This is a genomic window from Intrasporangium sp., from assembly GCF_036566125.1.
GTDB lineage: Bacteria > Actinomycetota > Actinomycetes > Actinomycetales > Dermatophilaceae > Intrasporangium.
Window position 1 is genome coordinate 1 of record NZ_DATCWX010000069.1, and the last position, 10957, is coordinate 10957.

The window sequence follows — 10957 nt, forward strand, 5'->3', positions numbered from 1 at the left end:
TCGGCGCGCGGTTGCTCACGGCCACCTCGCCCACACGGTGGTGTCCGTCGGCACCAGCCCTGGGCCGAGCGGCCCCGATGCTGCGATCACCTCGGCGCCGTCGGGCAGCGGCACCGGCTCGGCCCCGAGGTTGGCGACGACGAGCAGGCCGCCACCGTCGGCACAGCCGTTGACGAAGGCGACCACGTCCGGCCCGTAGCCCCGGACGAAGGCCAGCGAGCCGGACCCGAGCGAGAACTCGCGACGCCGGCGCAGCAGGGCCCGGTAGAGCTCGAGGGTCGAGCTGGCGACCCCGTCCTGCTGGTCCACGGCGTAGCGCCCGTAGACCTTCGGTTGGGGCAACCAGGTCGTCGGGCCCGGTCCGAAGCCGTGCCCCGGTGCGTCCCCGGACCACGGCATCGGCACACGGCAGCCGTCACGTCCCTTCTCCTTGCCGCCGCTCCGCACGAACGTCGGGTCCTGGCGCAGGTCGTCGGGCAGGTCGGTGGACTCGGGCAGACCGAGTTCCTCGCCCTGGTAGAGGTAGGCGCTGCCGGGCAGCGCGAGCATCAGCATAGTGGCGGCTCGGGCGCGCCTCAGCCCGAGCTCGCGGTCCGGCTGCGGGTCGTCGGCGCCGATCCCGTTGGGGCGCCTGGTGCCCGGCGCGTAACCGAGCCGGGTGGCGTGACGCACCACGTCGTGGTTGGACAGCACCCACGTCGAGGGAGCGCCGACGGAGTCGGCAGCCAGCAGGGACCGCTCGATGACGGCGACGAGGTCCTCCGCGATCCACGGCGTCCCGAGGAAGTCGAAGTTGAAGGCCTGGTGCATCTCGTCCGGGCGTGTGTAGAGCACCGCCCGCTCCTGCGGCTCGACCCAGGCTTCGGCGCACAGGATGCGCTCGGGCTCGCCATACGAGTCCAGCACCTGGCGCCAGGACCGGTAGATCTCGTGGACACCGTCCTGGTCCCAGTACGGGATGTGGTGGGTCGGCTCGGGGACGTGGCCGTCGAGCACGTGCGCTGCCGCCTCCTCGGTGTCACCGAGCATGTGGGTGCGCGCCCGGTGATCGGGCAGGCCGTTCTTCTTGACGAGGCCGTGCGCGACGTCGACACGGAAACCGTCCACGCCTCGATCGAGCCAGAACCGCAGGACCGACTCGAACTCCGACCGCACGTCCTGGTGGTCCCAGTTGAAGTCCGGTTGCGCGGTGTCGAACAGGTGCAGGTACCACTGGCCGGGCGAGCCGTCCGGCTCTGTGACGCGAGTCCAGGCCGGTCCACCGAAGACCGACTCCCAGTTGTTCGGGGGGAGTTCACCTGCGGCGCCCCGGCCCTCGCGGAAGACGTAGCGCTCGCGCTCGGGGGAGCCGGGGCCCGCCGCGAGGGCGGCCCGGAACCACGAGTGGGCGTCGGAGCTGTGGTTCGGAACAAGGTCGACGATGACGCGCAACCCCAGCTCGTGGGCCCGGGCGATGAGCTCGTCGGCGTCGGCGAGCGTGCCGAAAAGGGGGTCGACGTCGCGGTAGTCGGCCACGTCGTAACCCGCGTCGGCCTGCGGGCTCGGGTAGAAAGGCGAGAGCCACAGCGCGTCCACCCCGAGGCTTCGGAGGTGGCCCAGGCGTGCGGTGATGCCGGGGAGGTCGCCGATGCCGTCGCCGTTCGAGTCGGCCCAGGACCGTGGGTAGACCTGGTAGATCACGGCGTGGCGCCACCACGCGGAGTCGCGGTGGTCGGCTGCATGGAGGACGGGGGAGACGCGCAGAGTGCCATGGGACGAGGTTTGCGTCGGGGTCACCGTGCCCATCCTTGATCATGCTGCGGCAAAGACCAAGCAAGACCTGCAAATTCTTGCATCGTGGGAGGCGGTGTCGGTGTCCGCTGGTAGGCAGGATCGATGAACTTCGGATTCGTCGTGCCGTATGCCGCTGAGCGTGCTTTCGCAGACCTGGCCCGGCTGGGCGAGGGGCGGGGGTGGGATGGAGTCTTCACGTGGGAGGCGCTCTACGGCGTCGACGCCTGGGTGGAGCTCGGCGCCGCCGCGATGGTGACGTCGTCGATCCGCTTGGGGACCCTGCTCACGCCGGCATCGCGTCACCGGCCGTGGGATCTCGCCTCGAAGGTCGGTTCGGTCGACCGGATCAGTGGCGGGCGAGCCGTCATGTCGGTCGGGCTCGGCGCGCTGCACCCCGGCTGGCTGGCCTTCGAGGCCGACGAGGGTCGCGCCGCCCGGGCGAGGAAGCTCGACGAGTCGCTCGCCATCTATGCCGGGCTGCTCAGCGGCGATCCCGACTTCACCTACCAGGGCAGGCACTACTCCGCTGGTCGCAACGACTTCCTCAAGCCGCCGCCCACCCCGCAACGCCCGCATCCGCCCGTCTGGGTGGTGGGTGCCGCCACCGTTGGTCAGGACGGTCGCCAACGATCGCTCGAGCGGGCGGCGCGCTGGCAGGGGGTCATCCCGGCGATCCATCCGCCGTCCGGTGAGGGCGCCAAGTCAGTCGAGGACTTCGCCGCCGTCGTCGACGCCGTCCGGGCGCTGCGTGTTGCAGCAGGGCTGACCATGGACGGTTACGACGCCGTCATCGAGGCCGACTCGCACGGTTCGTTCACCACGCTCGAGCCCGCCGAGCCGGCGGCATGGGAGCAGGCCGGCGCGACGTGGTGGATCGAGAGCTGGTGGGACCTGCCCGAGGGGCCGGACGGCCTCGCCGAGGTCCGGCGTCGGGTCGAGGCGGGCCCGCCGCAACCTTGATTCGGTCGATTCAGTCGACTCAGCCGTTGTCGAGCCGGGTTCGGGGCGCCAGCTGGGGACCGGGGTCCGCGCGTGGCGAGCTGGATGAGGTTCCGGGCGCCAAGTGGGGACCGGGGTCCGCGCGTGGCGAGGTGGGGCGGCGTCCCTGCCCAGGGGCGGTAGTTCAGCGCTGGCCACGGCCGAGGTGCAGGCCCATCCCCGGCCCGGCACCAATGACGCCGGCGTCCACGGCCTTCTTGACGGCGTCGGCTTCGGCCTGGGTGAGCTTGCCGTCCTTGACGGCCTGGTCGAGCCGGTCGGTGAGGGCCTGATCGCGCTCCGCCTCGTGAGCGGCTTCAAGATCCGCGAGAGCGCTGCTCACCTTGCTCGAGTCGATACCGAGCTGGGCGGCAAGCGCGTCCGCGAGCTTCTGCTGCATCTGGTCGCGCATTGCCTGGCGGTCCGCAGTGGTCGGGTTGTCCTTGGCCGCGTCACGCAGGTCCTTCAGATCCTTCTTCAGGTCGTCCCGAACCGCGGACATGGCGTCGCGGAGCTTGGCTTCGTCAACCCCGAGCTTCGAGGCGAGCTCAGAGAGGTCTCCGGCGAAGGCGCCCATGCCGCCCATGCCGTGTCGGCCGCCCGGGCCCCAACCGTTGCCGTTGTTGTTGCCGTTGCTGTTACCGGACCCGCTCTGGGTGGTGGGCGATGGCGTCGGGGTGGCGTCGTCGGCCTGCGCTGCGGAGGAGATGCCGAATCCGATCGCCAGCGCAGCAGCACCCACGGCCGCGATGCCGGCCACCTTCTTGTTGATCGATGTCACGTCGACGTTCCCTTCCTGATGTTTCCGCAGCCACCGCGTGGCCCTTGCTTCTCAGCCAACACCCGGAGCGACTGCGTTGCCCGGTGAATGCCCTGTGACTCCCTGTGAGTCCGCAGGACGCGCGAATTCAGTAGGCCCCGTCCGGTCCCGGGGTGTTCACCAGGGAGTACGCGGCCCGAGTGAGGTAGTCGCGCAGTCGGTCGTCCAGCTCCGGCTCGAGGTCCAGCGTGTCGACGGCGTTCAGCATGTGCAGCAGCCAGCGATCGCGCATGTCGGGGGTCACCCGGAACGGCACGTGGCGCATCCGCAGGCGCGGATGCCCGCGTTGGTCGGAGTAGGTCGTCGGGCCGCCCCAGTACTGCTCGAAGAACATGCGGAGCCGGTCCTCGGCCGGCCCCAGATCCTGCTCGGGGTAGAGCGCCCGGAGCTCGTCGTCCTGCGCCACGCCCCGGTAGAACTCGCGGACGAGCTTCGCAAAGGTCTCGTGGCCACCGAAGTCGTCGTAGTACGTCACGGCGCCGATTGTCCCAGACCTGCAACGGCGCTCAGGCCTGGCCACCATAGGGCGGGACCGCCGGCAGCACGGCGGGGGAGCGGACCCCCTCCCGGTCGAAGGCGCTCTTGATCCGCTCCCGCAGCTCCCGTTGCACCGAGAAGTGCTCCTGGGCGACGGTCCGGACCGATACCCGGACGGTGACGACACCGCCGGTCATCGACTCCACGCCGACCGTCGGCGACTCGAGCAGCTTCTCGTCCCAGGGGGTGGTGTCGCGGAGCTCGTCGGCAACGACCCGGATCAGGCCCTTGACCGTCTCGAGGTCCTCGTCAAAGGGGACTGAGAGGTCGACGACGGCGGTGGACCAGCCCTGGGAGCGGTTGCCGATCCGGATGATCTCGCCGTTGCGGACGTACCACGTCACGCCGTTCGCGTCGCGCAGCTGGGTCACTCGCAGCGACACGTTCTCCACCGTCCCGACGGCCTCGCCCGTGTCGATGACGTCACCGACGCCGTACTGGTCCTCGACGATCATGAAGATCCCCGACAGGAAGTCCTTGACCAGGCTCTGCGCCCCGAAGCCGAGGGCAACCCCGCCGACTCCGACCGAGGCGAGCAACGGCCCGAGCGGGATCTCGAGCAGCGCCATGACCGTGAGGGTGGCGACCGTCACGACGGCGATGGTGACGACGCTGTGCAGCAGCGAACCCATCGTGCGCGTCCGCTGTAGGTGCCGCTCGTTGGCCAGGCCGATCGCCTGGGCCAGCGCCCTCCCGGCACCCGGCTCGGCGGCACGCTCGGCGTGTCGAGTCGTCGCTCCCGCCACGACCCGATCGATGAGGTGGTGCAGCAGTCGCAGGGCGACGATCGCCAGCGCGATGGTGACGATGATCTGGAGCGGGGTGCCCACAAACCACTCACCCGCCTGGGCCCACGTGAGAGACGGAAGCGAGCTCAGCGGCATACGGACCATTGTGTATGCCGCTCAGCTGGCTCGACTGTCGACGCTCACTCGCGCTCGGCGTCCCTCGCCTGCGCGCTCAGCGCGCGGGTGATCGTGTCGCGGTTCTCCGCCACCGTGCGCACGAGACCAGGTGGGGCGTCCGGGTGGGAGTCGAGCCACGAGTCCGAGGCCGCCTTGAGCTCCTCGCTCGCGAGGCCGAACGGGTAGAAGCCGCCGACGACGCGCTCGCCGATGGCGACGCTCCTCACGGCCCAGGCGTCGACGAGCATGGTGTGGTACTTCTCGACGTACGGCTCGAGGAGGCTGAGGTCGGTGCTGCGGCGGAAGCCGTTGCCGATGGCCTGGACCATCTGGTTGGACAGGTCGTTGCGCTCCACCGCCTTGGCCCAGGCGTCCGCCTTCGCCGCCGCGGTCGGGCGAGCGGCCAACGCCTCCGCGGCGCGCTCCTTGCCCGCCGCGGTGGGGTCCCGGTCGAGCTCGGCCTGGATCTCGTCCGACTCCGCCACACCGAGTGCGGCCAGCGCGAGCGTGAACGTCCAGCGCAGCTCGGTGTCGACGGTGAGCCCCGGCAGGGACTCCGTCCCGGTGAGCAGCGCGCGCAGGGCCGCCTCGTCGGCGCGATCGACCGTGGTGTTCGCCCAGCCCTCGATGAGCTGGAACTGCGCGTCGCTGCCGGGCTCGGCTGCTTCCGCGAGGCCCCGCAGTGTGGACGAGAGCAGCGCCGCCGTCTCCGCACGGTGGGCCGGCGCCGTGTAGAGGCGCGTCGCCGTGGTGATCTGGGTGACGAGCACGCGGAGCAGGGTCGAGTCCTGCTCACCCGGCAGCGAGTCGAGCACTAACCGCACGAAGTCGCGCGCCGGCATCTCTGCGTCGCGGGTCATGTCCCACGTCGCGCCGAGCACGAGGGACCGCGGCAGGGAGTCCTGGAAGCCACGGGGCAGGTCGAGGGCGGTCCGCAGCGACCGCTCGTCGAGGCGGATCTTCGCGTAGGCCAGGTCGTCATCGTTGAGCAGGAGCAGGTCGGGCTGGGCGCGGCCGACGAGCTCGGGCAGGTCGGTGTGCGAGCCGTCGACGTCGACCTCGAGGTAGTGGGACCGGACGAGCGCGTCACCCGCCCGGTCGTAGAGACCGATCCCGAGGCGGTGCGGGCGCAGCGTGGGGTACTCGTCCGGGGCGGTCTGCGCAACGGCGAAGGAACGGTACGTGCCGTCCTCGGCGACGTCGAAGACCGGCCGGAGCGTGTTGACGCCGGCGGTCTCGAGCCAGACCTTGGCCCACGACGTCAGGTCGCGGCCGGACGCCTTCTCGAGCTCCCCGAGCAGATCGGCGAGGGTCGTGTTGCCCCAGGCGTGCGCCCTGAAGTACTCCCTCAGGGCGGCGACGAAGGGCTCCCGTCCCACGTAGGCGACGAGCTGTTTGAGGACGGAGGCCCCCTTGGCGTAGGTGATGCCGTCGAAGTTCACCTCGACGTCCTCGAGGTGGCGCATGTCCGCCGCGATGGGGTGCGTCGAGCTGAGCTGGTCCTGGGTGTAGGCCCAGGCCTTCTCGGCGGTGCCGAAAGTCGTCCAGGCGCTCCTCCACTGGGTGGCCTCCGCCTGGCAGGTCGTCGAGGCCCACTCGGCGAACGACTCGTTGAGCCAGAGGTCGTCCCACCACTTCATCGTCACGAGGTTGCCGAACCACATGTGGGCGAGCTCGTGGAGGATCGTCAGCGCCCGGCGCTCGATCTTCGCCTCGGAGACCTTCGACCGGAAGACGTAGACCTCCGTGAAGGTGACCGCGCCAGCGTTCTCCATCGCGCCCATGTTGTACTCGGGCGTGAAGACCTGGTCGTACTTCTCGAAAGGGTATGGCTGGTCGAACTCTGCCTCGAAGAAGGCGAAGCCCTTCTTCGTGCAGTCGAAGATGTTGTCCGCATCGAGGTGCTGCGTCAGCGACCTGCGGCAGAAGACACCGAGCGGGATCGTGCCGGCGCGGGTCCGGACCTCGTCGCGGACCTCGTCGTAGGGGCCGGCGATGAGCGCGGTGATGTAGGAGGAGATGCGCTTCGTCGGCGCGAACGCCCACGTGGCCACCTCGGTGTGGTCGACGACGCCCGCCGGGGTCGGCTCGGGGGTGGGCGAGTTGGAGATGACCTTCCAGTGCGCCGGGGCCGTCACCGTGAACTGGTAGGACGCCTTGAGGTCCGGCTGCTCGAAGACGGCGTACATCCGACGCGAGTCGGGCACCTCGAACTGGGTGTAGAGGTAGACCTCGTTGTCGATGGGGTCGACGAACCGGTGCAGCCCCTCGCCGGTGTTGGTGTAGCGACCGGTCGCATCGACCGTCAGCTCGTTCTGGGCGGCGAGACCTGGGAGCGCCACTCGTGAGTCGACGAAGACCTCGGTGGGGTCCAGGTCCACGCCGTTGAGGGTCACGCGCTGCACGGAGTCCGCGATGAGGTCGATGAACGTGGCGGCCCCCGGCTCGGCGCAGGAGAAACGCACGGTGGAGACCGTCCGGAACGTCTGGGGGCCCGTCGTCAGGTCGAGCTGGACGTCGTAGGTCTCGACCCGGAGCAGGCCGGCGCGCAGGGCCGCCTCGTCGCGGGTCAGGTTCTTGCCGGGCACGAAGGCCTCCTCTGGGGACGGGTCAGGCGCGGCCGTCCGCGGGTGGGACGGCTCCGTCGCGGGGGACATCCTCGCACGGATGGGGACCGGAGCGGCCACTGCCCGCCGCCCACCGGGAGGCGCCGAGGTGAGTGCGAGGATGAGGGCATGGTGACCGAGCGCAAGCACGTGGAGATGTGGTTCGACCCGATCTGTCCGTGGGCGTGGATGACCTCTCGCTGGCTCATGGAGGTCGAGACGCTGCGAGACATCGAGGTCACGTGGTCGGTGATGAGCCTGGCCGTGCTCAACGAGCACCGGGACCTCGACGCCGCGTACCGCTCCCTCATGGACAACGCCTGGGGTCCCGTGCGGACGATCATCGCGGCCGCCGAGGAGCGCGGCCCAGAGGTCGTCAAACCGCTCTACGACGCCATGGGGACCCGGATCCACCTCGGCAAGGTCAAGGACTTCGACCGGGTCATCCGGGAGTCGCTCGCCGAGGTCGGGCTGCCCGAGCGACTCGCCACCGCAGCGCATCACAAGACGCACGATGCGGCGCTGCGACGCAGCCACAAGAGGGGGATCAGCCTCGTCGGCACGGACGTGGGCACGCCGATCATCTCCGTCGAGGGCATCGCCTTCTTCGGCCCGGTCGTGACGCCTGCTCCGAAGGGCGAGGATGCCGCGCGCCTGTGGGACGGGTGCGTGCTGGTCGCCGGCACGCCGGGGTTCTACGAGCTGAAGCGGACCCGCACCCAGGGCCCTATCCTCACCTGAGGCACGCTTCCTCCCCGCTAACTCGAACAAGGACGGACATGCGCATCCACATCGGCGGCGACCATGCCGCCTACGAGCTCCAGCAGGCCCTCATCGTGCACCTCGAGGGCGCCGGCCACGAGGTCGTCAACCACGGCCCCTCCCGGTATGACGAGCAGGACGACTATCCCGTGTACGTGCTGCGCGCCGCTGAGGCCGTCGCTGCCGAATCCGGCTCTCGTGGCGTAGTGCTCGGCGGCTCCGGGAACGGTGAGCAGATGGCGGCGAACAAGGTGCGCGGTATCCGCGCCGCCCTGTGCGCGTCGGCCGAGCTGGCCACCCTCGCGCGCGAGCACAACGACGCCCAGATCGTCTCCATCGGGGCGCGGTTCACGAGCGAGGCCGAGGCCACACGGATCGTCGATACCTTCTTGGCCACAGAATTTTCGGATGAGGCGCGGCACCGTCGCCGCGTGGGTATGGTTTCGGCGTACGAGAGCGAGCGGACCCTTCCCGCACTGCCCGAGTCGACCGACTGAAGCATCAACTGAAACGACGAAGATCGCTGCGCCGGACCCTTCACGGCCCCTTCGATCCATGGATGGAGGCCTGTGGCCCTCAACGAGAGCTACGCCTCTCAACGCCCCGCCATCGCCACTGGCACAATCCGCCGCGCCCGCATGCTCATGCCCTGGATGTCGCGTGCCCCCTGGGTTCTCGTCATCGCGCTCGTCCTGGCCGGGCTGGGCGCCGGTTGGGCGATCGTCACGTGGCCCGAGCACATGCCCTGGGGCATCTTCGCGTTCCTCGTCGTCGTCGCCGGGCTCTTCCTCGAGCCCCGGCACCTCGTCATCGTCTACATCGCGCTGTTCACCACGTTGGCGGTGATCGGGGCGGCGCTCGGTGAACGCAAGGGAGCGACCTTCGGCACCGAGATCGTCACGCTGGCGATCATGCTGCTCATGATCTGGCTGGCGCATGCTCGCGCCCAGGTCGGCGTGGTGGGCGTCAGCGGCGAGTCGATGCTCGTCGACATGCGTGACCGGCTGCGCGCCCAAGGGGAGCTGCCCGAGCTGCCTCCGGACTGGTCGGCGGAGATGGCGCTCGAGTCGGCGTACGGCGACAGCTTCGCGGGTGACTTCGTCGTCGCGGGACGCTCCACCGACGGCAGCATGCTCGAGATCGCCCTCGTCGACGTCTCCGGCAAGGGGCGTCAGGCGGGCACCCGGTCGTTGCTGCTCTCCGGCGCTCTTGGAGGGCTGCTCGGCGAGATGAGCGAGAACGGCTTCCTCCACGCGGCCAACAACCACCTGCTCCGGCTGCGGTGGCCCGAGGGCTTCGCCACAGCGGTCCATGTCGCCATCGACCTCGGCAGCGGTGACTTCTCCATCGGCTACGCCGGGCACCCGGCGGCGGCCCAGTTCGCGGCGGGGTCGGGCCGGTGGCGGATGCTCTCCGGTGGGCGGGGCCCGCTCCTCGGCGTCATCGAGAGCGCCGAGTACCCGCGCGAGACCGGAACCATTCGACGGGGCGACGCCCTGGTCCTCTACAGCGACGGCGTCATCGAGGCGCGTGACAAGGCGCTCATCGACGGCATCGACCGGATGCTCGGACGCGCCGAGTCCTTCGTCACCAAGGGTTTCGAGGGGCTCGCCCAACGCCTCTGCGACCACGCGCTCGCCGGGCACGGCGACGACCGGGCCGTCGTGACGATCTGGCGCCGCTGACCTGCCGCTGGAGCCCGCTGGGCTCTCAGCCGCGCGCCTCGGTCGGATTGGTGCCGCGGGCAGCGCCAAGTTCGGATCAACGTCGGGCCTCACTACGATGCCGGGGTGACCGAACCCGCCCAGGAGCGCGAGCTCGCCAGAGCGCGACGCAAGCCCCACGACGTACCCGACCTGCCGGAGGGAGTGACGCCGGCGCGGGTGCGCAGCTTCGTCAGGCGGGGTCGACTGTCCAGCCTCACCCTCGATCGACTCGAGCGGCTCGGGCCGGCGCGGGCGCTGCCGGCCGGCCGATTCGATCCCGAGCGGGCGTTCGGGCGGATCGCACCAGTCGTGCTGGAGATCGGCTGTGGGCACGGCCACGCCGCCATTGCCTATGCCGCTGAGTTCCCCTCCTGGGACGTGCTGGCCATGGACGTGCACACGCCGGGCCTGGCCCGGATGCTCGCGTCGGCAGACGAGGCCGGCGTGCCCAACCTGCGGGTCGAGCAGGGGGACGCGGTTGTCTTCCTCGAGGAGCGGGTCGGGGACGGGACCTTCGACGCGATCCACCTCTTCTTCCCCGATCCTTGGCGCAAGAAGAAGCACACCAAACGCAGGTTCGTGTCACCCACGAATTTGGACCTGCTCGCCCGCGTCCTCAAGCGCGGCGGTTACGTCCTCATCGCCACCGACCAGGACTTCTATGCCGAGCACGTCCTCGCGGAGGCGGCCGCGCATCCGCGGTTTCGGGCGAGCCGGATCGAGCGTCCGCGGTGGCGGCCCCAGGCTGGGTTCGAGGCCAAGGGGAGGGCGGTGGGTCGCGAGATCCACGAGCTGCGCCTTGACCTCGTCGACTGAGCCAGGGGCAGGAACGGCTGGGCCGCGTGGCTGAGCCAGCCGACCTGGCCCGGG

10 protein-coding genes are annotated in these 10957 nt (G+C 70.1%); 5 read left to right on the forward strand and 5 right to left on the reverse strand.

The genetic code is table 11. The annotated features are described in order from the left end of the window. Nucleotides 1-15: 15 nt before the first annotated feature. Nucleotides 16-1785: a glycoside hydrolase family 13 protein gene (locus VIR15_RS04015; RefSeq protein ID WP_331926183.1), complete on the reverse strand. Its 1770-nt coding sequence runs from the start codon at nt 1783-1785 to the stop codon at nt 16-18. A 90-nt stretch (nt 1786-1875) separates the two neighbouring features. Between VIR15_RS04015 and VIR15_RS04020 the strand changes: the two genes are divergently transcribed. Beyond that, nucleotides 1876-2733, forward strand: a complete 858-nt coding sequence (locus VIR15_RS04020; RefSeq protein ID WP_331926184.1) for an LLM class flavin-dependent oxidoreductase — start codon at nt 1876-1878, stop codon at nt 2731-2733. 163 nt (nt 2734-2896) lie between these two features. On the opposite strand, the gene VIR15_RS04025 is transcribed toward VIR15_RS04020, so the two are convergent. From VIR15_RS04025 to pepN, 4 genes are all read right to left on the reverse strand, one after another. Beyond that, nucleotides 2897-3532, reverse strand: a complete 636-nt coding sequence (locus VIR15_RS04025; protein WP_331926185.1) for a hypothetical protein — start codon at nt 3530-3532, stop codon at nt 2897-2899. 127 nt (nt 3533-3659) lie between these two features. Next, nucleotides 3660-4046 (reverse strand): globin, encoded by a 387-nt coding sequence (locus VIR15_RS04030; protein ID WP_331926186.1) that lies wholly within the window; start codon nt 4044-4046, stop codon nt 3660-3662. Nucleotides 4047-4077: 31 nt separating this feature from the next. After that, nucleotides 4078-4992, reverse strand: a complete 915-nt coding sequence (locus VIR15_RS04035) for a mechanosensitive ion channel family protein (protein ID WP_331926187.1) — start codon at nt 4990-4992, stop codon at nt 4078-4080. Nucleotides 4993-5036: 44 nt separating this feature from the next. After that, the gene (gene pepN, locus VIR15_RS04040) at nt 5037-7601 is read right to left on the reverse strand and encodes an aminopeptidase N (protein ID WP_331926188.1); all 2565 of its coding nucleotides are present in this window, start codon (nt 7599-7601) and stop codon (nt 5037-5039) included. A 147-nt stretch (nt 7602-7748) separates the two neighbouring features. On the opposite strand from pepN, the gene VIR15_RS04045 reads away from it, so the two are divergent. The 4 genes from VIR15_RS04045 (at nt 7749) to trmB (ending at nt 10903) form a co-directional block, all read left to right on the forward strand. Further along, the gene (locus tag VIR15_RS04045) at nt 7749-8360 is read left to right on the forward strand and encodes a mycothiol-dependent nitroreductase Rv2466c family protein (RefSeq protein WP_331926189.1); all 612 of its coding nucleotides are present in this window, start codon (nt 7749-7751) and stop codon (nt 8358-8360) included. Nucleotides 8361-8398: 38 nt separating this feature from the next. Further along, a complete protein-coding gene (locus tag VIR15_RS04050) occupies nt 8399-8878 on the forward strand; it encodes a ribose-5-phosphate isomerase (protein WP_331926190.1) in 480 nt (159 codons plus the stop codon). A gap of 156 nt (nt 8879-9034) precedes the next feature. Continuing rightward, a complete protein-coding gene (locus tag VIR15_RS04055) occupies nt 9035-10066 on the forward strand; it encodes a PP2C family protein-serine/threonine phosphatase (protein WP_331926191.1) in 1032 nt (343 codons plus the stop codon). 105 nt (nt 10067-10171) lie between these two features. Beyond that, nucleotides 10172-10903, forward strand: coding sequence for a tRNA (guanosine(46)-N7)-methyltransferase TrmB (gene trmB / locus VIR15_RS04060; protein WP_331926192.1), 732 nt, complete (start codon nt 10172-10174; stop codon nt 10901-10903). Nucleotides 10904-10957 lie beyond the last annotated feature (54 nt).